The organism is Actinosynnema sp. CA-299493, assembly GCF_050946825.1.
Lineage (GTDB): Bacteria > Actinomycetota > Actinomycetes > Mycobacteriales > Pseudonocardiaceae > Actinosynnema.
Genome location: NZ_CP191993.1, coordinates 2198979 through 2225762 on the forward strand (window position 1 = coordinate 2198979; position 26784 = coordinate 2225762).

Sequence of the window (26784 nt, forward strand, 5' to 3'; positions counted from 1 at the left end):
AGGAGAGACATGCCCGACCGCCTGCCGCTGCGCGCGTTCACCAGCCCGCCCTGGTCGAAGCAGGAACCGACCTGGCGGGACGCGAAGCCCGCGCTCATCGAGGCGGCGCTGAAACGCGCCACCGCCCGGCCCTCCGGCAACTGGTTCGTGGTCGGCGCGAGCCGCGACGTCGTGCCGGGCAAGCCGTTCGGCCGGACCGTCGCCGGTCGCGAGGTGGTGCTCTGGCGCGGGCCGGGTGACGTGCTGGTGGCCGGTCCCGGGTCGTGCCCGCACCTGGGCGCGCCGCTGTGCGACGGCGCGGTCGTCGGCGGCGAGCTGGTCTGCCGCTGGCACGGGCTCGCGCTGGGCGGCGGGCGGTTCGGCGGGTGGAGCCCGTACCCCGCGCACGACGACGGCGTGCTCGCCTGGGTGCGCCTGGACGACGTGGGCGGCGAGGACCCGCTGCCCGAGCCGGTGCTGCCCGAGCGGCCGGCGGGCAAGGCGCTCGACGCGGTCGCCACGCTGATCGGCCGGTGCGAGCCCGAGGACGTGATCGCGAACCGGCTCGACCCGTGGCACGGCGCGTGGTTCCACCCCTACTCGTTCGCGAACCTCCGGGTGCTGGAGACGCCCACCGAGGAGCTGGACCGGTTCCTGGTCGAGGTGACGTTCCGGGTCGTCGGCAGGTTCGGCGTGCCGGTGACCGCCGAGTTCACCTGCCCCGAACCGCGCACGGTGGTGATGCGGATCGTCTCCGGCGAGGGCGAGGGCAGCGTGGTCGAAACCCACGCCACGCCGCTGGGCGAGGGCCGCACAGCCGTGGTCGAGGCCACCATCGCGCAGTCCGACCGACGTGGGTTCGCGCTGGTCAACAGGGTGGCACCGGTAATCCGGCCGGCGATGCGGTGGACCGCCGCGCGGCTGTGGCGCGACGACCTCGCCTACGCCGAGCGCCGGTACGCCCTCCGGTCGAAGGGTGCGCTGCCCGGCTGAGGCACCCCGAGTTGAATCGGTTTTGAGTCGATTTTACGATGGAGCCGTCATCGTCGTCGACTCGCGAAGGACGCGCGCCATGCCCGAGCTCTCCCGCCTGCCCCGCCCCGTCGCCGAGTCCTGGGACTGGCAGCTCTCCGGTCTGTGCCGCGGCATGGACAGCACCTACTTCTTCCACACGCCCAACGAGCGCGGCTCCGCCCGTGAGCAGCGCGAAGCCATGGCCAAGTCGATCTGCCGGCGCTGCCCGGTGATGCGCCAGTGCCGCGAGCACGCCCTCGAAGTGCACGAGACGTTCGGCATCTGGGGCGGCCTGGGCGAGAGCGAACTGCGGGCTATGCTCTCCGAACGCGCCAGGAAGTGAGCTTGTGGTCGATGAGCTGGACACCCCGCGCGGTCGCGGCGATGCTCGGCATCTCACCGACCACGCTGCGCACGTGGGACCAGCGCTACGGGCTGGGCCCCTCCGAACGCACCGCGGGCGGTCACCGCCGCTACCGCGACGACGAGGTCGACCGGTTGCGGCGGATGGTGGCGCTGACCGCGCAAGGCGTCGCACCCGCCGACGCGGCACGGCGGTCGCGGGAACAGGTCCCGGCGTCACCGCGACCTGCCAGGCCCGTGCTCACCGCCGACACGGCCCGGTCCGTCCGCCGGGGGTTCATGACCGCCGCCGACCGGCTCGACGAGCCGCAGGTGCGCCGGCTGGCGGCCGAGCTGATCGCCGCGCACGGTGTCGTGGCGGCCTGGCAGGCGGTGCTCGCGCCGTTCCTCGCCGAGCTGGGCGACCGCGTGCACCGGCGCGGCGCCGGGGTCGAGGTCGAGCACCTGGCCAGCGCCGGCCTGCTGCACGCGCTGCGCGCCGTGCCCTACCCGGACCGCGAGGGCGTGCTGACCGCGTTGCTGTCGTGCGCGCCCGACGAGCAGCACACACTGGCGCTGGAAGCGCTCGGCGCCGCGCTGTCCGAAGAGGACTGCCTGTGGCGCGGCCTCGGCGCGCGGGTGCCGCCGACGGCGTTGCGCGACGCGCTGGAGCGCCTGCGCCCGGCCGCGGTCGTGATCTGGGCCCACCACGTCGACTTCGCCGCCGCCGTGCCGATCGAGGAGCTGCGCCGGGGCACCGAGGCCGTGCTGGTGGCCGCCGGCCCCGGTTGGGCGGGGCTCGCGCTGCCCGCGTCCGTGCGGCGGCCGGCCACGCTGACCGACGCCGTCCGCCTGGTCGTGGACCTGAGCCGCGGCTGACCCCGGTCAGCCGGTCACCGGTCACCGCGTCCGGTGTCGTGGGTGAAGTCGCAGGTGAGCCCACTCGCGTGGGACGGCAACCTGCGCCGAGAGCGCGCGGACGGTGCCGATGCGGCACGCGTGGATCGCGTCGGTTCCGGGCCGGACCGGCGTACCCGGGTCCGAACGTGGTGCGCCTCAACGAGCGGGTGCCGGCCCTGTTCGAAGCGGCGGGCTCCGCGCTGCCCGAGGCGGACCGGGCGCTCGGCGCGGTGATGGGGCACGTGATCGGCGCGGGCGGCTCACCAGGGCCGGGTCAGGTCCGGTCCGGGTCTCCGCCCACCGGCGTCCGGCCCCACCGGCGGGCGACGGCGCGCAGCACCGGCCCCCGACCCGCCGTGGGCACGCTCCACAGCTCCGTCCCGGCGACGCCCCACCGGCCCAGCAGCCGGTTCGCCGCGTCGAACCCCGTGGTGGCCGCGCGTTCCATCAGCGCCACCGGCAGGTCGATCCGCACCAGGTCGCCCGCCAGCACGAGGTAGTCGTCCGGGGTGGTCACGGCGGGTCGGCGGGCGAACCCGCCGGCGGGGAACAGCGGGCAGTCGGCCCGCAGCTCGTGGCGCTCGTCCACGACACCCGCCCGCTTGGTCTCCGGGTAGACCTCGGTGAGCTGCTCCCACAGCCGGGTGCGGGGATCGGGCTCGTCGGGCGGCAGCGCGTACCCGTGCAGCTCCACCACGGAACCGCCGGTCCGCGCGGCCCACGCCCGCGCCTCGTGCTCGTAGTGGTCCAGCACGCTCACGTTGTCCAGCAGGCCGTAACCGCTGGTGCCGAGGAAACCCGGCCGGTCCGGGTCCACCGGCCGGTCGAGCCAGTACCGCGACACCAGGAACGGCGGCGCCGTCCGCAGGTCCGCGATCCGCTCGCGCCACGCGGCGTCGCCCAGCCGGGGTGACGCCGCGACGACCCGGCGCAGGCCGGGGACGTCGGCGGCCAGCACGACGGCGTCCGCGTCGAGCACGTCACCGGCCACGTCCACCGCGAACCGCCTGGACCCGCCGGGCGCCACCGACCGCACCTCGACACCTCGCCGCACGGTGGCGCCCAGCTCGGCGAGGTGACGGCCGAGCGGTTCCCACAGGCCGTGCGGGAACGGGTCGGCCGCCACGTCGAACAGCAGGCCCTCCGCCGAGCCGAGGAAGTAGATGTGGAACATCACCGCCAGCTCGGCCGCCGACATGCGGCTCGGGTGGGCGAAGAAGCTGCGCGAGAACACCTCGAACGCCAGCGCGTGCGCGGGCCGGGGGAAGCGGATCCGCTCCAGGTAGGTCGCCGCGTCCAGCCCGTCGAGCTCCCGGTAGACCTCCGGCACCGACACGTCCAGCAGCGGCAACGCCGCCCGCGCGTCCACCGACGGCAGGTCGGACCACCGGAACGTCGGGCTGCGGCGAAGGAAGGCCAACGCGTTCCACGGCAAGGTCGTCGGCAGCCCGGCGAACCCGTCCCGGTGTCCGCCGGTGTGCCACAACGGGTAGTCGGGCATGGCCACCAGCGCCCGACCACCGGGGTCGACCCGGCGCAGCAACGCGCGCAGGTTGTAGTACTGCCGGAAGAACGCGTGGAAGCCGCGGGTCATCGTGACCTCGCTGCCGTCGGCGAGCGTGGTCGGCCACCCGCCCACCCGACCGCCGAGGTGGTGCTCGCGCTCGCACACCACGACCCGCGCGCCGCGCTCGGCCAGGATCGTCGCGGCGGCCAGCCCCGCGATGCCCGCGCCGACCACGACCACCGTCGGCGCGTCCCCGCCGAACCGGGCGCGTCCGGCGGGCGCGGCGACGCGCACCGCCCTGCGGTCGCGGGGGATCACGACCGCTCCCGTTCCGGCGCTCGCCCGAGGAAGGTGTGCACCACGCCGAGCTGCCACCCGGGCACCGGGCGGCTGCGCACGCCGACGAACCCCTCGCGCCGCAGCCGGTCGCGCAGCGCGCTCGCACCGTCGAACCGCAGCACGCTGCGCCACAGGTAGGTGTAGAGCGAGCGGTCGCCGGTGAGCAGCCACCCGGCCGGCACGACGACGAGCCCGCACATCGCGGTCCAGATCGCGGTGCTCAGCGGTGAGTCGCGCACCGAGTACTCGTGCAGCACCAAGCGCGCACCCGGCGCCAGCAGCCCGCGCACGACCCGCAGCGTGGGGTCGGGATCGGGCAGGTTGCGCACGAGGTAGGCGGCGAACACCGCGTCGAACGGCCCGTGCGCGTCCAGGTCCTCGACGCGGCTGTGCACGAACGTGACGGTGTCCGGCCACCGCTTGGCCCGTGCCCGCGCGAGCATCCCGGCGGACGCGTCCACCGCGACGACCTCCACGTCCGGCGCCACGGCCAGCAGCGCCGCGGTCGACGCGCCCGTGCCGCAGCCCAGGTCGAGCACGCGTTGCCCGGCCCCGGTCCCCCGCAGGCCGAGCGCCCGCGCCGAGGTCCGCAACGCCCGGTGGTAACCGGGGTTCAGGCCGACCAGCCGGTCGTAGTCCTCCGCCGCGTCGTCGAACGACCCCGGCACCTCAGCGGCGCTCAGCCGTGTCATGCGCTCTCCTCCTCCGCTCCCACAGCAGCAGCACCGCGGTCACCATCGCGAACCCGTACAGGAAGTCCTCGACCGGGATGTCCCACGGCGCCCGCACACCGCTGATGGCCCAGTCCGCGTACAGCACGATCGGCGCGTCGAGCTTGGTCAACCACCCGTCCACCGGGACCTGGAAGGCGAGCACGATCGCCATCGTGACCCAGTAGGCGCGGCGTCGGAACAGGCCCGTGCGCAGCACCAACAGCTCCCACGACACCACCAGGACCGCCGCGGTCACCGCGGCCAGCAGGTACTCCCTAGCCATCGCGCAACAATCGACCGACGGCCTCGTAGGTCAGCAGCGCGCACAGCGGGATGGCCACGAAGAACAACACCTCTTCGATCGGCAGGACACCGGCCAGCACCACGCCCGTCGTGCCGTCGCGGTGGAAGCTCCAGTGCCCGCGCACGATCGCCACCACGTCCCACACGGCCAGCACCAGCAGCACCGGCACGACCGCCCGGACCACGTCCGTCCCGCGGCGGTACACACCGCGGCCCACCCATTCCAACGGCACCGTGACGAGCAGGCACGCGGCCAGCACGGCCAAGTACTCGTACTGGCTTCTCATCCCACCTCCGCGACTCGCCTGCGTCGACACTAAGAGCCCACCGGCGGGTCTGCACGACAAGTCGCCGCGGACCCGAGCGGAAACGGTTCTGCGGTCGAGGGGGTGTCACGTAGGCTCCGCTCCGGGTCGGGGGACCCTCTGAGTGGAGATTCCGTGTTCCGATCCGCACGTGGCCTCGGGGTCGCGTTCTCCGTGCTGGTGGCGTTGACCGCCTTGTCCGACCTGATCATGGCCGGGTGGGTGTGGCGCGTGCACGGCGTGCTGCGGGACTACACCGCCGGCCGGGTCGGGGAGGCCGAGCTCGATCGCACGCTGGCCACGACCGACTTGCTCGACCTGGGCAACGCCGCCCTGTACCTCGTCGCGGGCGTCGTGTTCGTGATGTGGGTGTGGCGGGTCCGCGCCAACGCCGACCTGGTCGCGCCGGACGCCCACCAGCACGCCAGGCGCTGGGTGATCTGGGGCTGGCTGCCGATCGTCAGCTTCTGGATCCCGCGTCGGGTGGTGGCGGACGTCCGGCAGGTCGGCCTGCCCCCGCACGAGCGCGGTCGCGGCCAGTCCGAGGTCAACTGGTGGTGGGGCCTGTTCATCGCCTACCAGGTGGTCGACCGGATCGCGGACCGGGTGCTCGCCCGCGGCGAGTCGGCGGCCGATTTCGCCGACGGCGCGGCGCTGCTCGGGGTGGTGGCGCTGCTCTCGGTGGCCGCCGCCGCGCTGGCGGTGATCGTCGTGCGCGGGATCGACGCCTGGCAGTCCACGCCCGGCTTCGTCACGCCGCCCGAGTTCGTCTCGCCCACGTCCGTCGGGTTGGTCCCGGTCGACGTCCCGGGACCGCCCGCCGCCCGGATCACGCCGCCCGCCCACGACCCGAGGTGGCAGCGCCCGGAGTAGGCGCCCCGTTCGCGGCGGCGCGAACCGCTCGTGCCGGCCGGGTGACCTCGGGCCAACGGGGTGGCCGACGCCGTGCCGCCGCGGCCCGCCCACCCCGTCGTGACGGAGACGGATGCCGGTCGACCGGGCCTGATACACGTTCCGTGGCAAGGGATTCGGTGTGCGCGGGCCGGGGCTGCGGGGGTCCTGCTCTGATCGAGTGTCGGTTGTTCCGGGAAACCTGACCGGGGGTGATCCTTGGTCCCACTCGGGCTTCACGGACTTCTTCGAGAGGGTGGGACTCAGTGTCGGGAACCGTTCAAAGAGTGGTGACGGTGGTGTTCGCGGTCCTGGCGTTGGCCGGGTTCGGCGCGGTGGGCGCGCAGGCGTCGGCGGCGGCGGTGCAGCGGGAGGTGGCGACCCTGCCGGTGCCGCCGCTCACCCCCGCCAAGGGCAAGGTCGAGACCACGTCGATCGGCTGCTCCTGGGAGTACTACCCCGGCCGGAACTCCACCGTGTGGGTCGACTGCCACCAGTTCGGCGGCGGCGCGTCCGGCTTCTCGGTCTCGGTGTGGTGCAGCGACGGCAGCTTCCACAGCAGCGGCGTGACCCGGTTCGGGTCTTCCGCGGTGGCCGTCTGCCCCGGGTCGACGACGATGCGCAGCTTCACCATCTGGGCCCACTACTGATCCGCGTGACGGCGGCCCGCGCGACCCGGTGGTCCGCGCGGGCCGCCGTCCGCGCTCGCGAGGCGTTCGAGGGCTTCGGCCACCCTGGCGGACGGGAGGAGCTCGATGTCGGCGGTGATGTCGTGGGGGACGGGGACCGTGTCGATCAGGACGTCGAACCGGTCGCACAGGACGTACTCGGGGGACCGCGCCACCGCGCGGCTCAGTCGTCCCAGCGCATCGGGATGTCGGTCGGCGCGCCCAGGTCCTCGGTCCTCACCAGGTACCTGGCCAGTGAACCGACCGGGGCCTTGGTGGGGAGCGCCCGAGCCTGCCCGACGATCGCGGTGTGCAGGGCCGTCGCGGTGTTCAGGCGCGGGTAGCGGGTGTGGAGGTCGGCGGCCACCTCGTCGGTGACCGCCTCGGGGTCCACGCCGAAGTCCAGCGCCGTGCCGGCGGCGACCAGGCGGCACAGCAGGCCGCGGCGGTCTGCGATGCCGATGGAGGTGTGCAGGGCGATGGCCTCCCACACCAGGTCCGTCGTGCCGGCGTCGACGTCGTGGTCGCGGAGGTGCTCGGCGGCGAGGTCCGCTCCCGCGACCTCGAACCGGTCCGGTCGTCGGCCGCCGGCGGCGCTCAGGCCGAGGTCGTGCAGGACCGCGGCGAAGAACACCGCCCTGGCGTCGTACTCCTCGTGCCCGCGGGCGTCCCACCGGTCGACCAGGAACTCGGCGTAGGCGTAGGCGCGGATGCTGTGGTTGACCACGGCCGGGGACACCGAGGCGCGCAGGAAGTCCAGCGTCGCGCGGGCGAACGGCTCGGTCAGCAGCGGGGGAGTGGTGATCATGGGATCGATCCTGCTGCGGTGCGGGGACGGCGGCCAGTGGCCGGAACGCCATCTGCCAACGGGTTCTGGCCAACAGGTGAGGTGCGCCCGCCCCCGCTCGACAAGGCCCCCTCCGCCCGGCGGGACCGCCGGCGAAATCCCGGGGCGCGGTCGGCCGGGTGGTTGCTAGAGTCCGCGGGCCGGCCGCGGGACTTCGGTGCGACTTCCGGAAAACGCTTTGGAAGCGATGATTCGCTGATCGTGCCCCCATTCCCCGGCCGGCCCCGACACCACCCGGGGAGACCGCATGGACGCCCTCGCCGCCGACGACATGATGATGTTCATCAACGCGGCGACCACGTCGACGTCGCAGCGCGAGTTCCACGGCGGCGCCGACGACCAGCGGCTGTCGCTGGACTTCCTGCACGACTACGTGATCGGCAACTACCGCGACCTGTACGCGGCGGCGCTCGCGCTGGACATCAACCACCACAACGCCGCGCTGATCGTCCGCAAGCTGCTGGAGACCGCCGGCGACGCCACCGCCGGCCAACGGCGGGTCGAGGGCGGGCTGATCGCCCGGCGGCTGCGCGCGCTGCCGCCGCAGCGGGTGTACGACCTGTTCCGAGCGTTGCGCCGGGCCCGGGTGAACAACCGGCGCACCCGCGCGATCATCCGCGAGTGGGTCGCGGGTCGGCCCGACCCGACGTTCGACGCCGTCAAGTACCGCACCGGCCTGAAGCGGGCGCTGCGGCACGCGCACGTCGCGCCGGACGGCGAACTGGGCCCGTTCCTGTTCACGTCCGGCCACCACCACCGGTACGACACCCCGCTGCTGGAGACGTGGCGGCGGGCGCACTACGAGCAGGCGTCGGTGTACGGGCTGCCGTACACCGTGGCCGAGGGGTTCGCCGCGAAGCACGGGATCGACCGGACCACGTTCCTCAAGCGCATCGAGCCCCGGATGACCAGGCTGGAACGGCTCCGGGCACAGGAGTCCGCGCGACGGGACAAGGCCGCGGTGGTGGTCGACCTCGGGTCGATGCCGCTCACGCGCCTGGCCTCCTACGTCCTGGCCCTGCCGGTGCCGGTGCGGGTCGAACGGCGCGATGAGCTGACCGGCGCGCTGCGCGCGGCGGCGGTCCGGGCGGCCGGGAGGGACGCGGGGCGGTGGGGTCGGGTCGCGGCCGTGCTGGACGACAGCTTCTCGGCGTCCGGCTCCGCGCAGAAGCGCCGTCGGCCGCTCGCGGTCGCGCTGGCGTGCCACTACCTGCTGGCGGAGTTGGCGGCCGAGTACGTCCCGCTGTGGACGTCGGGGCGCGCCGACGCCCTGCTGGCCCACCCCTACGGGATGACGCCGCTGGGCGAGCGGGTGCTCGACGCGCTGGAGCACGCGCCGGACCGGCTGCTGATCGTGTCCGACGGCTGGGACAACGCGCCGTACGGGCTCGCGTCGGAGGTGCTGCGGGTGTGGCGGGCGCGGCTCGACCCGGCCCGCCGGGTGGTCGCGGTGCACCTGAACCCGGTGTACGACGCGGCCGACTTCGACGTGAAGCGGCTCGCGGAGGCGGTGCCGACCGTCGGCGTGCGCGACGCCGAGGACGTGCCCGCGCTGGTCGGCTTCGCCCGGTTCACCGAGGGCCGGACCGGCTTCGCCGACCTGCGGGCGCACTTCGACGCGCGGGTCGCCAGGTTCCTGGAGGAGGGGTGACGGTGGAGCTCGACCTGACCGGCCTGACCACGCGGGCGGCGCAGGTGTGGGGCGGTGTCCGGCTCGTGCCGCTGACGCGCGACGAGCCGATCACCGGGCTGCGCCTGCACGCCCGCGTCCACGGCGACGAGCAGGGCGTGGTCGAGGTGGACCGGCGCACCCACTACGTGTCCTACATTCCGCACGGTTTCGTGGCGACGTGGTCCGACGACGACACCCCGGTCGCGGCGTACGGCACGCAGCTGACGCGGAGAGCCACCGACGAGCCGCACGGCATGAGGTTGCGCTTCCACCGCCGGATGGCGCGCCGGGTCGAGCGCAACCGCTTGCGGTTCCTGCCCCTGCACGTGGCGGTCGAGGGGTACCTGGCGCTGCACTTCGGCGGCCCGGAGGTCGTGTGGGGCGAGTGGTCGCAGCGCGCGATCCGCCGCGGCCTGTCACCGCGCGTGGAGGAGGCGTACGCGGGCGCGCAGGTCGAGGGCCTGGCGGACGCGGTGAAGCACTTCGAGATCCACCCGGGCCAGTGCGGTGTGCTGGTGTACGTGGCCGACGCGTTGGCCGCGGCGTTCGTCGTGCCGCACCCGGACGACTACCGGGCGCTGCACCCCACCCTCTTGCAGGACCTGTACGGCGAACTGGTCCACCGCTACGCGACCCTGGCGACACCGGCCCCCCGGTTCGACGTGCGACTGCCCGACGACGTGGCGTCGTTGGCCGACCTGCGCGCGGCGGCGGTGCGGGAGCAGGCGGAGTGGGCCCGGTTCCACGACCTGACGATGGTCGACGGGCTGCTCGGCGAGACCTGCGCCGTGAGCCGCGTGTACCGGATGGGCGACTACGCGCTGTCCCGCTTCCTGCCGGCGTTCCGCCTCGACGAGGAGAACCACATCGGCGAGCTGATCACCGACCGGAACGGCCGCACGGCGTACCTGAAGACGTTCCGCCTGTCGGAGGCCCAGGTCCGCCGGGGCCACCTGCTGACCAACCTGGCGGCCCACCACTGGCACCTCGCGACCACCGCGGACGCCCTCGGCACCACCGAGCCGCAACTGGGCCTGCGGCTGCGGGCAGCCGGTTTCGGCGCGCTGCTGCGCGAGGACGTCCTGGCCCGCTACCGCGCGGGCTGACCACTCCTGGTCAGCGCCAGCCGAGGGCCGGTGCGACGTGGGTGAGGATGTCGTCGAGCAGGTGGGTGTTGTAGTCGACGCCCAGCTGGTTCGGCACGGTCAGCAGCAGGGTGTCGGCTTCGGCGATGGCCTCGTCCTCGGCCAGCTGCCCGACCAGGACGTCCGGTTCGGCGGCGTAGGTGCGGCCGAAGACCGCCCTGGTGTCGGCGTCGAGGTAGCCGATCTGGTCGGTGCTGTCGGAGTCGTCGCCGAAGTAGGCGTGGTCGAGGTCCGAGGTGAGCGCGAAGATGCTGCGCGAGACCGAGACGCGCGGCTCGCGCGGCCACCCGGCTTCGGTCCAGGCCTTGCGGAACGCCCGGATCTGCTCGGCCTGCTGGACGTGGAACGGCGCACCGCCCTCGTCGTTCTTCAGGGTCGAGCTCATCAGGTTCATGCCCTGCCGCGCCGCCCAGACCGCGGTGCCGTTGGAGCCGGCGCCCCACCAGATCCGCTCCCGCAGGCCCGGCGAGTGCGGTTCGACGCGCAGCAGCCCCGGCGGGTTGGCGAACATCGGGCGCGGGTTGGGCTGGGCGAAGCCGTCGCCCTCCAGGACCGCCAGCAGCACCTCGGCGTGCTTGCGGGCCATGTCGGCGTCCGTGTCGCCCTCACCGGGCCGGTAGCCGAAGTGGCGCCACCCGTCGATCACCTGCTCCGGCGAGCCGCGGGAGATGCCGAGCTGGAGCCTGCCGGCGGAGATGAGGTCCGCGGCGCCGGCGTCCTCGGCCATGTGCATCGGGTTCTCGTAGCGCATGTCGATCACGCCGGTGCCGAGCTCGATGCGCTCGGTCCTGGCGCCGATCGCGGCCAGCAGCGGGAACGGCGAGGCCAGCTGCCTGGCGAAGTGGTGCACCCGGAAGTAGGCGCCGTCCACCCCGAGCTCCTCCGCCGCCACGGCCAGGTCGACGGCCTGCAGCAGCGCGTCCGACGCCGTCCTCGTGCCCGAGTGCGGCGTGTCGGACCAGTGCCCGAAGGACAGGAATCCGATTTTCTTCACGCCCGTGGAACGCGTCGTCGGACCGGTTGATTCCGCCCTCACCCTGTGCGAGCGGACCGGCACGGTCCGGCGTGCGACCCACCGGCTGTCCGGTGTGGATGATCACGTCCACACCGGACGGCCGTGCCGGTGCCGCCGCGAGGTGTCCCGCGCGTCGGTCACGTCCGCTGCGCGTACATCTCCGCGAGCCGGCGTTCGAACCCCTTGGTCGAGCCGTTGTGCCAGGCGTCGGCCATGTCCTGCGACATGGGGTCGGGGAAGATGTCCTCGACGTCGTCCTCGACCCCCTCGAAGACGTTGTGCGCCACCAGTTCCGGCGGCGTCCTCGGGAGGACGTCGAAGCGCACGCCCATGTCCGTGTCCGCCGGGCCGGTGAGGATCGCGTGGACGCGCACACCCCGGGACGCCAGGATGGCCCGCAGCGACTGCGTCATGGCGAGCACGGCCGCTTTCGAGATCGAGTAGGACGCGGCGAGCGGGTAGGGGGCGATGGCGGTCAACGACATGTTGGTGGCGATGGCGCCCGCGGACTCGGTCAGCAGCGGGAGGAACGCCTGCGTCACGTGGTGCGCGCCGTAGAGGTTGACCGCGAGCATCCGGTCGAGCACGGTGGTGTCGGTCAGGTCGTCCACCGCGGCGACGCCGGCGTTGTTGATCAGGAGGTCGAGGGCGTCGACCCGCTCGACGGCCGCCTGGATGTGCGCCGGGTCGGTCACGTCCAGGGTCACGGGCGTGACCCGGTCGTCGGGGTGCTCCAGCGGTTGGCGCGTGCCCGCGTAGACCCGCCTCGCACCCCGCCTCAGCGCCTCGTCGACCAGCGCCTTCCCGATACCGCGATTGGCCCCGGTCACCAGCACCGCCTTGCCGGCCGTGATCACGCTTTCTCCTCACCGTGGACAGTGCGATCGCCGTAAATTTGCATGTATCAACTATGTTATTACCGACGGTCGCGGACATCTTCTCGGGAATTGCCCTGTGGTCACTGCCGGTGATCGGTGGGCACGGTGAGCGTGGAATATTTCAGACCATTTGGAATTGCATTCCGCACGACTGCCGCCCGGTGCGGTGGGATAGGGAACGCCGGCGCCGGCCGGTCGGCGTCAGGATTGCGCGGTGAGGTCGTCGGAGCGGCCGGCGCCGAGGCGCGACCAGTGCGGGATGGGGCGTCCGTCGTACCGCGTCACGTGGCCGGTGGCGCCGACCCCGGCGCCCCACTGCTGCGGCCAGCCGGCGGGGGAGTCCTCCTGCGGCTCCTGGCGCCCCCACACGGTGAGGTCCATGAGCGCGTAGCTGTAGTCCAGCACCTCCACGCCGCGGCGGCTCGTCCAGTAGGTCTCGAAGACCCGGTCGCCCTCCCGGACGTAGCAGACGATGTGCATCAACCCGATCTGCTTGCCGGCGAGCAGCGCGTCGAGGGAGTCCTGCGCCGAGTACCACGGCATCCGCCAGCCCATGAAGTCCCGGTAGCGGTAGCTCTCGTCGAACGGCCCCTGGCACAGGACCGCGTAGGTGATGCCCCGGGAGTGGAGGTAGGACAGCTCCGAGATCTGGGTGTTGTTCCAGGTGCAGCCCTCGCACTGCTGGGCCGCCGGTCGGCCCGGGTACCACATGAAGTAGTACGAGACGAGCTGCGGCCGTCCCTCGAACGCGTCGAGCAGCGTGACCGGACCGTCGGGTCCGATCAGCTCGGTGGCGCCGTCCACCTCGACCGCGGGCAGGCGACGTCGGGCCGCGGCGATCGCCACGGCTTCCCGCGTGTGCGCCTTCTCGCGGAGGCGCAGCTCGTCCAACCGGGCTTGGAACGCGGACCGGTCGACCACCTCGGGCAGGGCGGGCGCTTCGACGCCGAACGTCGGCCAGCCGAGGCTCGTCGGCTCGTTCTCCATGGGTTTCCCTCGAGTTGTTCCGGGGTGCGGCGACCCGAACGGCAGGGGAGCTGTGATGACACTCCGTGTTCACAACGTGGCGTGGAGTATACGCGGACCGTCGTGCCGCACACCGTTCGCGCGCGAACGGCACTCGACCCGCCGGGATCGGCTCCCGGCGGGTCGAGTGAGGTGGAATTCGGAATGGGTTCGAGGACGGGCTACACGCTCCCGGCGGTCTTCACCCGGCCTGTCTCGGCGTCGATCTGGTCCGCGCCGAACGCGGTGACGTTGACCTCGGCCGGCGGTGGGAAGCGCGTGACGAAGTCGACCACGACGAGGTGGGTCGGCACGATCGTGATCAGCGCCATGCCGCTCGTCTCGGCACGCCGGACGCGGGCCCACTCCTCCCACTTCTCGTCGTCGCCGATCATCCGCCGGGAGGCGTCGAGGTGCTCCTGGGGAACCCCCGGCGTCATCTCGACCGTGGCGATCCCGCGCCCGTGGATGGCGATCGGCGCGAAGTCGTAGGCCGCCGGCGGCGGACCGATCAGCGCCGAGACCTTGGCGCGCGTCTCGCGCCCCGGCCGGCCGGCGCCGACGTCGAGGGTGAAGGCGACCCGCGGGTTCGCCTCGATCGCCCTCACCTTGTAGGCCAGGTTCGGGGTGGCGAACAGGAACGCCTTCCCGTTCCAGACGTGGTTGATCGGCACCGAGCGGGGAGCGCCGTCCAGCCCCAGGTAGGCGAGCCGGATCGGGATCGGCTCCGCCATGAGGGTTTGGATCACCGGATCGGTGTTCACCATGTCGACGATCTCGTGGTATTCCACGGGCGGGCCCTTCTGTGCAGCGAGTTACGACAGTGGGCGCTCACGCTGCTCCAGCAGGGTGGAGGAGGTGGGCGAGTGGGTGACGGAAAACGTGCGCGCGGCCGGTGTGGTTATTCCCGGTCGGCCGGAAATCGCGGCGATTCCGGGCCCGCGCGGGTATGTCGTCCAACTCATCGCGGCCCTTCGTCACTCGGACGCCGCAACGGCGTTCGGTTCGGCTTCCCGGCGTGGGTTCTCCCGCGAGTCGGGTCGACCGTTTTTCTGCGCACCCGCGAGTCACTGTGCCACGGCCGGTGTGCCGGATCTTCTCCGAGAGTGCGGGGCCGCCGGTCCTGACGCAGGGTGTTCGCGCGATGACACGAAGCAATTTCGGAGAGGTGGTCCGGTCCGTGGTCGCACTAACCTGGCCAGAGGCGACCGATGACTCTTTTCGGGTCGACGCCGCACCCTGAACTCGTCCGCCGAAGTGAAGATGGCCGAATTGACGATCTCGACAACCGGCAGCGGAGCGCCGACCGGTCGGCCCGGTCACCCGGGTTCGAGTGGGCCGGGAATTCCGGCCGGAGTGGCAATTCCACGAGGTGCGCGCGCCCGCCCGGGCCGGGCGGTCGATCCCCGGCGGGCCCACGCCGCCGCGCGCAGGGTCCCCTTCCCGCATCCCGCCATCGCATCGAGGAGCAGTGCAGCATGAGTTTGATCATGTCCCAGTCGAGGCCCGACCTCGTCAGCCGGGCCACGGGTCTGGTGGAAATGATCCGGAAGCACGCCGGGTGGCACGAGGAGCACCGGGAACTGCACCCGGAGGTCCTGGAGGCGTTGACCGACAACGAACTGCTGAAGATGCGGATCCCGGCGCGGTACGGCGGCAGCGTGCCCGACATGCGCACCGTGGTCGACGTGATCGCCGAGCTCGCCCGCGCCGACGGCTCCGTCGGCTGGACCGCGGTCTCGTTCACGATGGCGTCCTGGCTGTCCTCGCTGCTCCCCGACGAGGCGCAGGACGAGATCTGGGCGGACCCGGACGTCCGGTTCTGCGGGTCCGTCGAGCTGAACGGCGTCGCCGAGCCGACCGAGGGCGGCTACCTCCTCAACGGCAACTGGCACTTCCAGACCGGCTCGCCGCACGCGACGTGGGTCGCCCACTTCGCCGTGCTGAAGAACCCGGACGGCACGGGCGAGCCGGCGCTCGCCGTGGTCCGGCTGGCGGACCTGGAGGTGACCGACGACTGGCACACCTCGGGCCTGCGGGGCACCGGCAGCCGGTCGACCGCCGCGAAGGACCTCTTCGTCCCCGAGGGCTGGCTGGTGCGGGTGCTCCCGATGGCGCTGGAGGGCAAGCTGGAGACCAAGCTCAACGCGGAGTACCAGGCGTGGCGGGTCCCGTTCATGCAGATGGCCATCGCGGTGGCCGCCGCGCCCGCGATCGGCATGGCGCACGCCGCGCTGGAGAACTTCCTGGAACGGGTGCCGAACCGGAAGATCACCTACACCCACTACGACCGCCAGGCCGACGCGCCGGTCACGCACCTGCAACTGGGTGAGGCCATCCAGCTCATCGGCGAGGCCGAGTACCACCTGTACCGCGTGGTCGAGGGCTTGGAGGCCAAGTCCGCCAGTGGCGAGCCGTGGACGGTCGAGGAGAAGGCCATCGCGCGCATGGACGCGGGCGCGGCCGTCGGTCGGGCCAAGCAGGCGGTGGACATCCTCGCCAACGCCGCCGGCGCCTCGTCCGTCTACTCGCACGTGCCGCTCCAGCGGATCCAGCGGGACATCGGCGTCCTCCAGCGCCACGCGATCATGTACCCGAACACGAACCTGGAGACCCTCGGCCGCGTCAAGCTCGGCTTGGAGCCGAACACCGACTTCCTGTGACCGCCGCTTCGTGATCTCCGCCTTCGCTGCCTTGGGCGCCTCCGACCACCGGAGACGCCCAAGGCTTTTCGCGCTGTGCGGGCACGTCCGCGCACACCGCCGGCCCCCCACTTCGCGAGTGGCGGGCCGGCGGTGCGTGCGGCGCGGGAGCGCGCCGATCAGATGTAGTAGGTGTTGGGATCGAGGCCGCACAGCACCCGACCGTAGATCTCGGCGTTGACGTCCGGGGTCATCAGCGCGTGCAGGGCGACGGTGTTCAGGTCGTTGACGAACCGCTGGATCGGCACCTTGGTGTAGGCCGAGGAGCCGCCGCTGGACCCGGCGAAGATCTCCGCCGCCTCCTTGGAGAGCTTCACGGCCGCGCCCTCGTCCGCCCGGATGCGCCCGCGTTCCACCAGTTCCAGCGGCTCGCCGGCGGCGGCCTTGGCATCCACCGTCGCGGCCAGCCGCTGCGCGTGGAACTCCGCCTCGTCGATCTTCATCATGGCCTCGGCGATCCGCAGGTGGGTCACGGGCGCCTCGGCCTGGCTCGGGTAGTTGGTGTAGGTGACGTTCCGGCTGGGCAGCCGCTCGAAGAAGCTGTCCCTGACCGCCTTCGCCATGCCCGTGACCACACCGACCGTGGACGCCACGCCCACGGGGATGAACGGGACCCGGTACATCTGCGAGCCGGCGTTGGCCTTCGAGGCCGACTGGCCGGTGAGCACGGCCGGCGCGGGGAGGACGCGTTCCTGTGGGATGAAGACGTCCTTCGCGGTCGTTCCGACGCTGCCGGTGCCGCGGAAGCCGTTGGTGTGCCAGTTGTCGGTGATCTCCAACTCCGACATCGGGACCGGGCCCATCACCGGGTACGGCTCGCCGTCCGGGTTGAGGAAGATGGCGCCGATCTGCTGGTACTTGCTGCTCAGCGCGCCGCTGATGGACGGCCACGTGCCGTTCACCAGGATGCCGCCGTCCACGGGGACGGCTGTCGCGGTGCCCGGTCCGATGGTGGTGCACACCTGCACGTCGGGGTCGGCGAACAGTTCGTCCTGGACCTCGTCGGGGTACAGCCCCAGGCCCCAGGTGGCGACCCAGGAGCAGGCCACCACCCACGCCGCGGAGCCGTCGGCCTGCGCGATCGCGTCCGACACGGCGACCATGGCCCGCGCGTCGCTCTCGAATCCGCCGTACCGCTTGGGGATGCGCATCCGGAACACGCCCGTGTCGGTGAGGGCCTTGACCGTCTCCTCGTGCAGTCGCCTGTTCTCCACCGACCATTCGGCATTTGCCCGGAGCACCGGCGCTATCTTGGAAACCCGGTGCACCAGTTCTGCTGGGGACGGGACGACGAGAGTCGACATGTCCTCTCCTTAATGGTTTTTGTAGAATCCACTGACCAGCGTTCCCGAACCGCCGTGAACCGCGCTTCTTCTACATTGCCTCGTAGTTCCGCCCTGGACGTATCGGTGTCGGATGGAATATTCCGCCACTCGCCGTGACCGGTCGTCGGGCCGAGTGCGCCGCTGACGGAGAAAATGGAGCAGACGGGAATGCGGTCGCGCGGAACCGTGTTCACGCACCCCACGGGCGCGCAGCGGCTGTGCGACCGGGCCCGGGCGCGTGGTGCGCGACCTGCCTGCCGGTCGGGCGAGGATCGTTCTCGTGTATTTTCGGATTCATTTTCCGGCTCTGGCCGAGGTCGAATATCGCGTTTTTCGGCCCTTCGGCGCCCTCGGCGCGGCCGGTGCGGCGCTCCCCGGTCCGAAATGACCACGCGGGGTTTCCGGGTGTGCCGGTGACGTGACACGATCAACGGCGACCGACCCGGCCCCAGGAGCGTCATGAACCGGCTTCACGATCGTTTTCCACTGTCCGCCACGCCGGCGGTCCTGGCGACCGGCGTGCTGTTCGGCGCGCTTTCCTGCGGGCACCTCGTCGCCCAGTCCACCGGCGCCGGCGGGGTCGCCCGGATCACCCAGTGGCTGCTCGTGCCGGTGCTCGCCGCGGCCGTCTGGTTCGCGACCGCGGGCGCGCCCCGGTCGCGGGCGGTGCGCCTGGTGCTGCTCGCGCTCGCCTTCTCCTGGCTCGGCGACAGCGTCCCGGCGTTCTTCTCCGGCGACGCCCGGTTCCTGACCATGGTCGGGCTGTTCCTGTGCGCCCAGGTCGTCTACGTGGCGGCGTTCTGGCCGTGGCGGCGGCGTTCGGTGCTGCGCCGGCCCGCCGTGGTCTGGTACGTGCTCGCGTTCGGCGCGTTGACGGCGGCCTGCGCGCCCGGCGCGGGCGGCCTGCTCGGTCCGGTGGTCGGCTACGGCCTGTGCCTGACGCTGATGGCCGTGCTGGCGACCGGCGTGGGCCGACCGGTCGCGATCGGCGGCGCGGTGTTCTTCGTGTCCGACGGGCTGATCGCGCTGGAGGCCTTCGCCGGCTGGTACGACCCGCCGGCGCCGGGCTTCTGGGTGATGCTGACCTACCTCACCGGCCAAGCCCTGATCGCCGCCGGCGTGTGCGCCCACCCCCGCCCGTCCGACACCTGACCGGCCGGGGGTGGCACCGGCGGATCCACCGTGGACTGTGCGCTCCCGGGTCGTGGACCAGGTGACGGCGACAGTGGACGCGGCGGTGTGCACGACCGCGCGACGGCACCCGCACGTACGATGTGCTCGCGGCGAGCACCCCGGGATTCGGTGCTGTGGCAGCCTGAGCGGCAACACCTGGTCGAGGTGATCGGGCACTTCCGCGCCTTCGTGGAGGGACGGTCACGTCGCCGCCTTGGCGCAGCGGCGGGCCAGGTGGGCGAAGGCGTGCTTGAGCTCGGGCGGCCCCACGACCTCGATGTCGGCGTCGAACCTGCCGACGGTGGCGGCCAGGGCGGGCCACGACCAGGAACCCAGGGTGAGCCGGCAGCGGTTCGGGGCGAGTGGTTCGACCAGGCCGTCGTGGACGAACGGCGACACGTCGGCGGCGGGCAGGTCGAGGATCACCTCGCCGAGGCAGGGCCAGCCGCCCGAGCCGGCGGAGCCGGAGAACCTGTCGGCGACGAACGCGGCCACGTCCTCGGCGGGTAGCGCGCGCGGGGTGAAGCGGGGGCCGGTGGGGGTGCGCGGGGTGATCCGGTCGGCGCGGAACGTGCGCCAGTCGGCGCGGTCGAGGTCCCAGGCGACGAGGTACCAGCGGCCGGCCCGGGTGACGAGGTGGTGGGGCTCGACCCGGCGCGGTGGGGCCTCCGCGTCGCCGCCCGCGTAGTCGAAGCGCAGCACCTCGCGGGCGTGCACCGCACCGCTGATCGCCATCAGGACGCCGCTGTCGACCTGCGGCGCCGAGGCCCGTTCGACCGCCGTGACCTGGAAGGTGTCGATGCGGTGGCGCAGCCGGGCGGGCATGACCTGCCGGATGGTGTGCAGCGCCCGCGCCGCGGCCTCCTCGATGCCGGCGCCGGCGGTGGTGGCGATCCGCAGCGCCACGGACAGGGCGACGGCCTGCTCGTCGTCGAAGAGCAGCGGCGGCAGTCGCGAGCCGACTCCGAGCCGGTAACCGCCGTCCGGGCCTTTGGTGGTCACGATGGGGTAGCCGAGCTCGCGCAGGCGGTCGACGTCCCGCCGCACGGTGCGCGGACTGACCCGCAACCGCTCGGCCAACAGCGCACCGGGCCAGTCCCGACGCGCCTGCAACAGCGACAGCAGTGACAGCAGCCGGGCTGAGGTCTTCGGCATGTCCTTCAGTGTGCCCGACAGAAGAGGACACAACCTGGCCACTACCCCTGCGACTGTTGCCTCACGTCAGGAAGCAAGTCGACATGAGGAGCGAGCTTGTCCGTCACCACCACCGCCCACCTGAACTTCCGCGGTGACGCCCGCGCGGCGCTGGAGTTCTACCGATCCGCGTTCGGCGGCCACCTCGTCGTCGTCACGTACCGGGACGCTGGGAACGTCCAGGAGGAGTCCGAGGCCGACCACGTGATGTGGGGCCAGGTGCTCGGGGAGAACGGCTTCCACGTGATGGCCTACGACGTGCCCTCGCGGCTGGCCTACGACCAGGGCGAGAACTCGTTCTTCGTCTCCGTGCGCGGCGGGACCGTCGAAGAGGTCACCGGCTGCTGGGAGCGGCTCGCCGACGGCGCGACCGTCGTGGTCCCGTTGGGCCCGGCGGGCTGGGCTCCCGCTTACGGGATGCTGCGGGACCGCTTCGGCGTCGTCTGGGTCGTCGACGTCGTCGGCCCCGCATGACGGTGCTGGGGGCCGGGGCGCTCAACCGGGCGACGCTCGCCCGGCAGTCGCTGCTCGACCGCGCCGACCTGCCGGCGTTCGACGCGGTCGGGCGCCTGTGCGGCCTGCAAGCGCAGGAACCGCAGGAGCCGTTCGTCGGGCTGTGGACGCGGCTGCGCGCCTTCGACCCGACGACGCTCGACGACCTGGTGACCGGGCGGCGCGTGGTGCGGACCCACCTCATGCGCCGCACCGTCCACCTCGTCACCGCCGACGACGCGGTGGCGTGGCGCGCCCGGCACGGCTCCATGCTGCGCCAACGGGTCCTCGGGGTCTACCGCCGGGAGTTCGAGGGCGTGGACCTCGACGAACTCGCGGCGGCGGCACGGGAGGCGATGGCGGACGGGGAGCCGCGGACGATGCCCGAGCTCGGCCGGGCGCTCGTCGCGCGGTGGCCGGCGGTCGGACCGCGGGCGTTGGGCGAGATGGGGATCGCCGCGCTCCTCCCGACGGTGCAGCTGCCGCCGCGAGGGTTGTGGCGACAGAAGGCGGGCGCGCGCACCGCGTTGCTGGAGTCGTGGCTGGGACGCGAGGTCGACCCGCCCGCGCCGGACGGCTCCGACCCGGTCGGGGAGGCGCTGGTGCTGCGCTACCTGGCCGCGTTCGGTCCCGCCACCGCGGCCGACCTGCGCGCCTGGTGCGGCCTCTCCGGGTTGCCGCGCGCGGTGGCCGCGACCCGCGAGCGGCTGGTCGCCTTCCGCGACGAGCACGGCCGGGAACTGCTGGACCTCCCGGACGCGCCGCGCCCCGACCCCGACACGCCCGCCCCGGTGCGGTTCCTGCCCGCGTTCGACAACGCGATCCTCGGCTACCACGACCGCGGCCGGATCATCGACCACGCCCACCGGGGTTTGTCGGTGGCCGGCGCGCGCGTCGTCCTGGTCGACGGCCGGGTCGCCGCCACGTGGACGGTGGACGCGGGCGCCGTGCTCGTGACCCCGCTGCGCCACTTCTCCCGGCCCGAGCGCGCCGCCGTGGTCGAGGAGGGGCGGGAGCTGGCGTCGTTCCTGTCCGGCGGTGACGGCGACGTCGTGCGGGTGTCGGCGTCGGCGGAACACCCGCGGTAGGCACGCGACCGCGGTGACACCATCGTCCCGACAGGACGGTGGTGTCACCGGTGAAGTGCCGTCTCGGCGGCACGGGTGTCCAGGTGGTCACCGGGCGATGGAGCTGCCGCGGGCGCCGGTGCACCTGTTGTGGCACCAGCGTGGCTAGCCGATCGGGGTCAGCTTGACGTTGGGGCCCACTTCGACGTCCGTGCCGCCGCCGTCGAGCGAGGGTTGCGCGGTGAGGGCGAGCCCGGCGTTGCGCAGCGCCTTGGCCCGTTGGAGCGCGATGCGGCGGCCGGTGTCCTCCAGCCCGGGGTAGTGGGGGTTGCGCGTGGTCTGGGCGGGGTGCTTGCGGTAGAGCCAGGTGACGGTGCGGTCGTTCCACCCGTCGGCGAGCTCGGAGATCGCCACGAGGGCGGCGAGGTCGTCGTCCACCGGGATGCCGGTCCAGCCACCGAGGGCGCGGAGCGTGTCGGCGCGCACCATGAGACCGCCCCCGTGGACGGGCCAGTTGCCGCCGTGCCGCTCGGCCCACCGGTTGACGTGGCCGGCGCGCAGCAGGCCGAAGGGCAGGGCGGAGTCCCAGGACCGGCGGGTCCCGTCTTCGAGGAGGTCGTCGGCCGCGCCGACCGCCCAGTGGATCGGGTGTTCCTCGAAGCGGCGGATGAGGGTGGCCAGGGCGTGGGGCAGCAGCACGTCGTCGTGGTCGAGGTTCTGGACCAGCGTGCCGGTGGCCCGGGCCAGGGCGAGGTTGCGGGTGGCGGCGATGCCCAGCCGGGTGCCGTTGTGGCGGTACTCGGCACGCGCGCCGAGCGCGTCGGCCAGGACCGGGTCCTCACCGTCCTCCTGGACGACCCACTCCAGCGACCAGCCCGGTGGGAGCTGTTGCGCCTCGACACCGCGGGCGGTCTCGGCGAGGTGGTGGGCGCTCGGACCGTAGGCGGCGGTGATGACGGAGACCGTGGGCATGGCCCCGACTTCTACCCGGCCGGCCCGACGACCGTCAACGCGACACCACTCGGCCACGCGTGCCGGTCGTGGTCGGCGGCGGTCCGGACCGGGGGTGACGCGGTGGACGGCCGTGTCAGTGGCGGTGTCAGGGCAGTGTCAGGGCAGTGTCAGGCAGGCCGCCGACAGTTGCCGACATGCCCCCTGTCCGCCCGAACGCCGTGCCGACGACCAAGAGGAGAGCCGTCATGCCCTCATTCCCCACCCCCGGTCCCATCACCGCCACCGTCGTCGTCGCCGGCGTCCGGGTGCGGGTCACCGCGAGCGATCGGACCGACACCTCGGTGCTGGTCGAACCCGTCGACGGGGAGAACGAGTCGGACGTCGAGGTGGCGGCCAGGACCGAGGTCGGCTTCGCCGGCGGGCGACTCTCGGTCAAGACGACCGTGTCCGGGCGGAGAAGCGGCTCCGTGGCCATCACGATCGACCTCCCCGCCGGCTCCGACCTGGTCGCGTACCTGGCGAACTCGACCGTCCGCGCCGACGGCTCGTTCGGCGAGTGCGAGCTGCACACGGCGTCGAGCCGGGTCGAGCTGGACCGCGTCGCCGTGCTGCGGGCGAACATCTCGGCCGGCGAGGTCGCGGTCGGCCACGTCACCGGGCACGTCGACATCGAGGGCAGCGTGGTCGCGGCGCGGATCGGCGAGGTCGGTGGCCCGGTCAGGTGCTCGACCTCGGGCGGGCAGGTGTGGATCGGCCACGCCTCGTCCGCCCTCGACCTCAGCAGCGGCAGCGGCGGTGTCGACGTCGACCGCGCCGACGGCGGCGTCACCGCCAAGACCGGCAGCGGCGCCATCCGGATCGGCCGGTTGACCCGCGGCCAGGCGGAGCCGGCGAACCGCTCGGGCGACATCGAGGTCGGCATCGGCGAGGGCACCGCCGTCCTGGTGGACGCCGAGAGCAAGCGGGGCTCGGTGCGCGACTCCCTCGCGTCGGAGGAGGACCCGGCCGACTTCGACGACGAGGTCACCGTCCACGCCCGCACGCGGCACGGCGACATCATCGTCCGGCGTGCGGCGAGCTGACCCACGACGCGTCCGCCGTCCCACGCGACGGCGGACGGCATCGCGTCCACCGGGAGCCGCGAGTGCGAGCCACGCTCAGGGGACGAGCGCGGCTCGCGCCAGTTCGGACCAAGCCGTCTCCGCGCCCTCACGAGCCACCTCGGCGAACCGCGCGTCGCCGAGGTGGCTCCGCGCGCTCTCCTCGATCCGGGCCACGTCCGGGTGGGAGCGGTCCTGGAGCCCGCCCGCGGCGGCGCTCGCCGCGAGCAGCCGGACGGCCTGCTCGTGCCGGTCCTGGCGCAGCGCCAGGTCCGCGATCCCGACGAGGACCAGCGCGGTCGTGGTCGGGTGCCCGGCCTCGGCCACCGCCTGGCAGGCCACCTCGCGGTGGGCACGGGACTCGTCCAGGTCGTCGGCGAGGTAGCCGAGCAGGTCGTGGGTGATCGCGCGGATGTGCGGTCGTTCCGCGTTGTCCCCCAACAGGGTGGCCGCGGTGGCGAGCTGCCGGCGTGCTTCCCCGGCGTCACCGGTCCACCGCGCGAGCTCCGCCTTCGCGAGCGCCAGCTCGGCCAGCGCGTCCGGCCAGGTGACCCGTGCCGCGGCCCGCTCCGCCTCGGCCATGGCGGCCTCACCGGCGTCCTTGTCGCCCATCAGCCAGCACAGCTGCGCCTGCCGCGACCGCATCCGGATGACGTCCTCGGCCGCGCCGATCTCGGAGACGACCGCGATGGCCTCCTCGTAGTGCCCGCACGCGGCGGCGAACTCGCCGCGCGTCGTGATGCGGTCCGCCAACGACGTCAGGGCGAACGAGATCCCGAACCGCTCGCCGATGGCCCGGAACTCGGTGAGCGCCGTCTCGAGGTACGCGTCCGCGTCACGACCGCCGTGGCCGAGGACGATCCGCATCTTGCCCAGGTGCAGCCGGGCCAGCGCGCGGACCCACGGGTCCTCGTTGTCCAGCAGCGGTTCCCACGAGGGCAGGAACGCGCCCGGCGTCCGCAACATGCGTTCCAGCGGGACGACCAGCGCCAGCAGCGGGTTGCCCCGCTCGACCCGCCGGCTGTACTCGTACGCCTGGTGGATCCACTCGGCCGCCTGGTGCTCGTCGCCGAGGCCGGAGCTCGCGAACATCGTCATCAGGCTGTAGACCATGGCCCGCACGTCGTCCGGCACGTCGCCGGGCGTGCCGGTGGCCGCGAGGATCAGCTCCGCGCCCTCGGACTTGTGCCCGGCCAGCCACCAGTACCAGCCGGCGCCCGCCGCGAGCCGCATCGCGCCGTGCGCCTCGCCCGCCGCCAGCGCGCCGCGCATCGCGGCGGCGATGTTGTCGTGCTCGGCCTTGAGCACGGCGAGCCACGTCACCTGGTCGGCCCGGCGGAGCTGCGGTTCCGCGGTCTCGGCGAGCTCGGTGAAGTAGCCGAGGTGCGCGTGGCGCGCCAGGTCCGCTTCCCCCGCCTCCGCGAGGCGCTGGGCGGCGTACTCCTTGATCGTGCCGAGCATCCGGTAGCGCGGCGCGCCGTCGCCCGACGCGACCAGCAACGACTTCTCGGCCAACGCGGTGAGCAGTTCGAGCACCTCGTCCGGCTCGACCGCGTCGTCGGCGCAGACCCGCTCGGCCGCCTCCAGGCTCGCGCCGCCGGCGAACACCGAGAGCCGGCGCAGCACGACCCGCTCCGCGTCGGTCAGCAGCTCCCAGCTCCAGTCCACCATCGCGCGCAGCGTCCGGTGCCGCGGCAACGCGGTGCGGCTGCCGCCGGTCAGCAGGCGGAACCGGTCGTCGAGCCGGTGGGCGAACTGGTCGAGCGACATGGTGCGCAACCGGGCCGCGGCCAGCTCGATCGCCAGCGGCATGCCGTCCAGCGCCCGGCAGATCCGCGCCATGGTCGCCATCGCGTCGGCGTCGACCGCGAGGTCCTTGCGCACCGCGCTCGCCCGGTCCCGCAGCAACCGGACGGACGGCGACGTCCCCACCTCGTCCGCGTCGGCGTCCTCCGCCGGCAGGCCGAGCGGCTCGACCAGCCACAACGCCTCACCGGTGATGCCGAGCGGCTCCCGGCTCGTGGCCAGGACCCGCAGCCGCCGGCACTCGCCGAGCACCCGGTGGGCGAACGCCGCCGCCGCCTCGATCACGTGCTCGCAGTTGTCCAGGATCAGCAGCGCCTCCCGGTCGCGGAGCGCGGCGACGAGCCGGTCCGTGGGCTCCGCGTTCGGGGTGTCGCCGAGCAGGGCGTCCCGCAGGCCGAGCCCGGCGAGCGCCGCCTGCGCCACGTCGCCGTCGGCGCCGATGGCCGCGAGCTCCACCAGCCAGGCGCCGTCCGGCAGGTCGTCGAGCAGCGTGCGCGCGGTCTCCGCGGCCAGCCTGGTCTTGCCCGAGCCGCCCGGCCCGATCAGGGTGGTGAGCCGCTGCTCCGCGATGAGCCCGCGGACCACGGCGACGTCGGCGTCCTTGCCGACGAAGCTGGTCAGCTCGGCGCGCAGGTTGGTCTTCCGGTCCTCGTCGCGCCGGCTCACCTCGCCGCGCAGCAGCGCGACGTGCAACGCGGACAGCTCCGGCGACGGGTCGACGCCGAGCGCGTCGGCCAGGGCTTCCCGCGTGCGCTCGTAGACGAGCAGCGCCTCGGTGTCGCGGCCGGTCGCGACGAGGGCGCGCATCAGCGCGACGGCGAACCTCTCCCGCATCGGGTGGGCGGCGGCCAGATCGGTCAGCTCCGGGACGAGGTCCGCGCCGCGGCCGAGGCCGACCTCCGCGTCGAACCGGTCCTCCAGGGCGGTCAGGCGCAGCCCGTCGAGCCGGGTGACGGTCGCGTCGAAGGCCTCGCTGTCCTGGAGGCCGACGTCCTGCATGGCCGTGCCGCGCCACAGGGCCAGGGCCTCGCGCAGCAGCCGCACCCGCTGCGGGGCCTCCTCGCCGCGGGCCCGCGTGACGAGGTGTTCGAACCGGACGGCGTCGACGGCGTCGGGTGCCACGAGCAACCGGTAGCCGTTCGGCTGCCCCTCGACCGCGCCCTCCGGGAGCGCCTTGCGCAGCCGGGAGACCAGGCGCTGCAAGGCGTTCGTCGCGTCGGAGGGCGGGTTCTCGCCCCAGATCCAGTCGACGAGCGACGCCTTCGGGACCACGTGGCCCGGTTCCAGCGCGAGGGCGATCAACAACCCGCGCAACCGCGCGCCCGGCACGTCGGCCAAGACGCCGTCGTCCGTGCGAACCTCGAATGGCCCCAGCGTCCCGATCTGCACGTGGCCGATTGTGTCACGGAGCCCCGGCAGGCCTCTGACGAGCGCGAACCAGCCCGAGA

Annotated in this window: 26 protein-coding genes; 12 read left to right on the forward strand and 14 right to left on the reverse strand. The window is 73.1% G+C overall.

What is annotated here, in order from left to right; translation table 11 throughout:
• The first annotated feature begins 9 nt into the window (after positions 1–9).
• The 3 genes from ACQPYE_RS10565 to ACQPYE_RS10575 all read left to right on the forward strand — a co-directional run bounded on the left by ACQPYE_RS10565 (position 10) and on the right by ACQPYE_RS10575 (position 2214).
• The gene (locus tag ACQPYE_RS10565; RefSeq protein WP_498720874.1) at positions 10–972 is read left to right on the forward strand and encodes a Rieske (2Fe-2S) protein; all 963 of its coding nucleotides are present in this window, start codon (positions 10–12) and stop codon (positions 970–972) included.
• 79 nt (positions 973–1051) lie between these two features.
• Positions 1052–1336 (forward strand): WhiB family transcriptional regulator, encoded by a 285-nt coding sequence (locus ACQPYE_RS10570; protein ID WP_498720875.1) that lies wholly within the window; start codon positions 1052–1054, stop codon positions 1334–1336.
• A gap of 11 nt (positions 1337–1347) precedes the next feature.
• Positions 1348–2214, forward strand: a complete 867-nt coding sequence (locus ACQPYE_RS10575; RefSeq protein ID WP_498720876.1) for a MerR family transcriptional regulator — start codon at positions 1348–1350, stop codon at positions 2212–2214.
• 295 nt (positions 2215–2509) lie between these two features.
• Here the strand turns inward: ACQPYE_RS10575 and ACQPYE_RS10580 are convergent, their stop codons facing one another.
• From ACQPYE_RS10580 to ACQPYE_RS10595, 4 genes are read right to left on the reverse strand one after another with little or no spacing between them, the layout of a single operon-like run.
• Positions 2510–4057, reverse strand: a complete 1548-nt coding sequence (locus ACQPYE_RS10580) for an FAD-dependent oxidoreductase (protein ID WP_498722876.1) — start codon at positions 4055–4057, stop codon at positions 2510–2512.
• Complete coding sequence (locus ACQPYE_RS10585; RefSeq protein ID WP_498720878.1) at positions 4057–4773, reverse strand: class I SAM-dependent methyltransferase; 717 nt, start codon at positions 4771–4773, stop codon at positions 4057–4059. Before ACQPYE_RS10585 ends, ACQPYE_RS10580 begins: the two co-directional genes overlap by 1 nt.
• The gene (locus ACQPYE_RS10590) at positions 4751–5077 is read right to left on the reverse strand and encodes a lycopene cyclase domain-containing protein (protein WP_498720879.1); all 327 of its coding nucleotides are present in this window, start codon (positions 5075–5077) and stop codon (positions 4751–4753) included. Before ACQPYE_RS10590 ends, ACQPYE_RS10585 begins: the two co-directional genes overlap by 23 nt.
• The gene (locus ACQPYE_RS10595; RefSeq protein WP_498720880.1) at positions 5070–5384 is read right to left on the reverse strand and encodes a lycopene cyclase domain-containing protein; all 315 of its coding nucleotides are present in this window, start codon (positions 5382–5384) and stop codon (positions 5070–5072) included. Before ACQPYE_RS10595 ends, ACQPYE_RS10590 begins: the two co-directional genes overlap by 8 nt.
• 153 nt (positions 5385–5537) lie before the next feature.
• On the opposite strand from ACQPYE_RS10595, the gene ACQPYE_RS10600 reads away from it, so the two are divergent.
• Complete coding sequence (locus ACQPYE_RS10600) at positions 5538–6275, forward strand: DUF4328 domain-containing protein (RefSeq protein WP_498720881.1); 738 nt, start codon at positions 5538–5540, stop codon at positions 6273–6275.
• Between the two features lie 305 nt (positions 6276–6580).
• Entirely contained in the window at positions 6581–6943 is a 363-nt protein-coding gene (locus tag ACQPYE_RS10605) for a hypothetical protein (protein WP_498720882.1), read from the forward strand.
• On the opposite strand, the gene ACQPYE_RS10610 is transcribed toward ACQPYE_RS10605, so the two are convergent.
• The gene (locus ACQPYE_RS10610; RefSeq protein WP_498720884.1) at positions 6937–7137 is read right to left on the reverse strand and encodes a hypothetical protein; all 201 of its coding nucleotides are present in this window, start codon (positions 7135–7137) and stop codon (positions 6937–6939) included. The two genes, ACQPYE_RS10605 and ACQPYE_RS10610, sit on opposite strands and share 7 nt — an antisense overlap.
• A gap of 8 nt (positions 7138–7145) precedes the next feature.
• On the reverse strand, positions 7146–7769 hold the full coding sequence (locus tag ACQPYE_RS10615; RefSeq protein ID WP_498720885.1) for an HD domain-containing protein: 624 nt from the start codon (positions 7767–7769) through the stop codon (positions 7146–7148).
• A gap of 286 nt (positions 7770–8055) precedes the next feature.
• Here ACQPYE_RS10615 and ACQPYE_RS10620 point away from each other — a divergent pair, with 286 nt between their 5' ends.
• Positions 8056–9459, forward strand: a complete 1404-nt coding sequence (locus ACQPYE_RS10620) for a hypothetical protein (protein WP_498720887.1) — start codon at positions 8056–8058, stop codon at positions 9457–9459.
• Positions 9456–10586: an ARPP-2 domain-containing protein gene (locus tag ACQPYE_RS10625; protein WP_498720888.1), complete on the forward strand. Its 1131-nt coding sequence runs from the start codon at positions 9456–9458 to the stop codon at positions 10584–10586. Before ACQPYE_RS10620 ends, ACQPYE_RS10625 begins: the two co-directional genes overlap by 4 nt.
• A gap of 10 nt (positions 10587–10596) precedes the next feature.
• On the opposite strand, the gene ACQPYE_RS10630 is transcribed toward ACQPYE_RS10625, so the two are convergent.
• The 4 genes from ACQPYE_RS10630 to ACQPYE_RS10645 form a co-directional block, all read right to left on the reverse strand.
• Positions 10597–11619 carry an LLM class flavin-dependent oxidoreductase gene (locus ACQPYE_RS10630; protein ID WP_498720890.1) on the reverse strand — a complete coding sequence of 341 codons (1023 nt, stop codon included), beginning with the start codon at positions 11617–11619 and terminating at the stop codon, positions 10597–10599.
• 158 nt (positions 11620–11777) lie between these two features.
• Positions 11778–12497 carry an SDR family NAD(P)-dependent oxidoreductase gene (locus tag ACQPYE_RS10635; RefSeq protein ID WP_498720892.1) on the reverse strand — a complete coding sequence of 240 codons (720 nt, stop codon included), beginning with the start codon at positions 12495–12497 and terminating at the stop codon, positions 11778–11780.
• Between the two features lie 222 nt (positions 12498–12719).
• Positions 12720–13505, reverse strand: coding sequence for a DUF899 family protein (locus tag ACQPYE_RS10640; protein ID WP_498720893.1), 786 nt, complete (start codon positions 13503–13505; stop codon positions 12720–12722).
• A gap of 200 nt (positions 13506–13705) precedes the next feature.
• Complete coding sequence (locus ACQPYE_RS10645; protein WP_498720894.1) at positions 13706–14314, reverse strand: pyridoxamine 5'-phosphate oxidase family protein; 609 nt, start codon at positions 14312–14314, stop codon at positions 13706–13708.
• A 687-nt stretch (positions 14315–15001) separates the two neighbouring features.
• Between ACQPYE_RS10645 and ACQPYE_RS10650 the strand changes: the two genes are divergently transcribed.
• A complete protein-coding gene (locus ACQPYE_RS10650) occupies positions 15002–16186 on the forward strand; it encodes an acyl-CoA dehydrogenase family protein (RefSeq protein WP_498720896.1) in 1185 nt (394 codons plus the stop codon).
• 158 nt (positions 16187–16344) lie between these two features.
• Here ACQPYE_RS10650 and ACQPYE_RS10655 read toward each other — a convergent pair whose 3' ends face one another.
• On the reverse strand, positions 16345–17529 hold the full coding sequence (locus ACQPYE_RS10655) for an acyl-CoA dehydrogenase family protein (protein WP_498720897.1): 1185 nt from the start codon (positions 17527–17529) through the stop codon (positions 16345–16347).
• A 480-nt stretch (positions 17530–18009) separates the two neighbouring features.
• On the opposite strand from ACQPYE_RS10655, the gene ACQPYE_RS10660 reads away from it, so the two are divergent.
• Positions 18010–18702, forward strand: a complete 693-nt coding sequence (locus tag ACQPYE_RS10660) for a lysoplasmalogenase (RefSeq protein WP_498720899.1) — start codon at positions 18010–18012, stop codon at positions 18700–18702.
• Between the two features lie 222 nt (positions 18703–18924).
• Here the strand turns inward: ACQPYE_RS10660 and ACQPYE_RS10665 are convergent, their stop codons facing one another.
• Positions 18925–19878 carry a helix-turn-helix transcriptional regulator gene (locus tag ACQPYE_RS10665; RefSeq protein WP_498720901.1) on the reverse strand — a complete coding sequence of 318 codons (954 nt, stop codon included), beginning with the start codon at positions 19876–19878 and terminating at the stop codon, positions 18925–18927.
• A 96-nt stretch (positions 19879–19974) separates the two neighbouring features.
• Between ACQPYE_RS10665 and ACQPYE_RS10670 the strand changes: the two genes are divergently transcribed.
• Together ACQPYE_RS10670 and ACQPYE_RS10675 are read left to right on the forward strand one after the other, a co-directional pair.
• Positions 19975–20391, forward strand: coding sequence for a VOC family protein (locus ACQPYE_RS10670; RefSeq protein ID WP_498720902.1), 417 nt, complete (start codon positions 19975–19977; stop codon positions 20389–20391).
• A complete protein-coding gene (locus ACQPYE_RS10675) occupies positions 20388–21497 on the forward strand; it encodes a winged helix DNA-binding domain-containing protein (RefSeq protein ID WP_498720903.1) in 1110 nt (369 codons plus the stop codon). The genes ACQPYE_RS10670 and ACQPYE_RS10675 overlap by 4 nt, the downstream gene beginning before the upstream one ends.
• A 144-nt stretch (positions 21498–21641) precedes the next feature.
• Here ACQPYE_RS10675 and ACQPYE_RS10680 read toward each other — a convergent pair whose 3' ends face one another.
• The gene (locus ACQPYE_RS10680; RefSeq protein WP_498720904.1) at positions 21642–22448 is read right to left on the reverse strand and encodes a glycosyltransferase family 2 protein; all 807 of its coding nucleotides are present in this window, start codon (positions 22446–22448) and stop codon (positions 21642–21644) included.
• Between the two features lie 227 nt (positions 22449–22675).
• On the opposite strand from ACQPYE_RS10680, the gene ACQPYE_RS10685 reads away from it, so the two are divergent.
• Complete coding sequence (locus ACQPYE_RS10685) at positions 22676–23512, forward strand: DUF4097 family beta strand repeat-containing protein (protein WP_498720905.1); 837 nt, start codon at positions 22676–22678, stop codon at positions 23510–23512.
• Positions 23513–23587: 75 nt separating this feature from the next.
• On the opposite strand, the gene ACQPYE_RS10690 is transcribed toward ACQPYE_RS10685, so the two are convergent.
• Positions 23588–26725 carry an ATP-binding protein gene (locus ACQPYE_RS10690; RefSeq protein ID WP_498720906.1) on the reverse strand — a complete coding sequence of 1046 codons (3138 nt, stop codon included), beginning with the start codon at positions 26723–26725 and terminating at the stop codon, positions 23588–23590.
• Positions 26726–26784: the final 59 nt, after the last annotated feature.

What these genes read in the sequence shown, in the direction of transcription:
- ACQPYE_RS10565 (WP_498720874.1), top strand. Translation starts at nt 10, where the DNA reads ATGCCCGACCGCCTGCCGCTGCGCGCGTTCACCAGCCCGCCCTGGTCG.
- ACQPYE_RS10570 (WP_498720875.1), top strand. Translation starts at nt 1,052, where the DNA reads ATGCCCGAGCTCTCCCGCCTGCCCCGCCCCGTCGCCGAGTCCTGGGAC.
- ACQPYE_RS10575 (WP_498720876.1), top strand. Translation starts at nt 1,348, where the DNA reads ATGAGCTGGACACCCCGCGCGGTCGCGGCGATGCTCGGCATCTCACCG.
- ACQPYE_RS10585 (WP_498720878.1), bottom strand. Translation starts at nt 4,773, where the DNA reads ATGACACGGCTGAGCGCCGCTGAGGTGCCGGGGTCGTTCGACGACGCG.
- ACQPYE_RS10590 (WP_498720879.1), bottom strand. Translation starts at nt 5,077, where the DNA reads ATGGCTAGGGAGTACCTGCTGGCCGCGGTGACCGCGGCGGTCCTGGTG.
- ACQPYE_RS10595 (WP_498720880.1), bottom strand. Translation starts at nt 5,384, where the DNA reads ATGAGAAGCCAGTACGAGTACTTGGCCGTGCTGGCCGCGTGCCTGCTC.
- ACQPYE_RS10615 (WP_498720885.1), bottom strand. Translation starts at nt 7,769, where the DNA reads ATGATCACCACTCCCCCGCTGCTGACCGAGCCGTTCGCCCGCGCGACG.
- ACQPYE_RS10620 (WP_498720887.1), top strand. Translation starts at nt 8,056, where the DNA reads ATGGACGCCCTCGCCGCCGACGACATGATGATGTTCATCAACGCGGCG.
- ACQPYE_RS10640 (WP_498720893.1), bottom strand. Translation starts at nt 13,505, where the DNA reads ATGGAGAACGAGCCGACGAGCCTCGGCTGGCCGACGTTCGGCGTCGAA.
- ACQPYE_RS10650 (WP_498720896.1), top strand. Translation starts at nt 15,002, where the DNA reads ATGAGTTTGATCATGTCCCAGTCGAGGCCCGACCTCGTCAGCCGGGCC.
- ACQPYE_RS10655 (WP_498720897.1), bottom strand. Translation starts at nt 17,529, where the DNA reads ATGTCGACTCTCGTCGTCCCGTCCCCAGCAGAACTGGTGCACCGGGTT.
- ACQPYE_RS10660 (WP_498720899.1), top strand. Translation starts at nt 18,010, where the DNA reads ATGAACCGGCTTCACGATCGTTTTCCACTGTCCGCCACGCCGGCGGTC.
- ACQPYE_RS10665 (WP_498720901.1), bottom strand. Translation starts at nt 19,878, where the DNA reads ATGCCGAAGACCTCAGCCCGGCTGCTGTCACTGCTGTCGCTGTTGCAG.
- ACQPYE_RS10675 (WP_498720903.1), top strand. Translation starts at nt 20,388, where the DNA reads ATGACGGTGCTGGGGGCCGGGGCGCTCAACCGGGCGACGCTCGCCCGG.
- ACQPYE_RS10680 (WP_498720904.1), bottom strand. Translation starts at nt 22,448, where the DNA reads ATGCCCACGGTCTCCGTCATCACCGCCGCCTACGGTCCGAGCGCCCAC.
- ACQPYE_RS10685 (WP_498720905.1), top strand. Translation starts at nt 22,676, where the DNA reads ATGCCCTCATTCCCCACCCCCGGTCCCATCACCGCCACCGTCGTCGTC.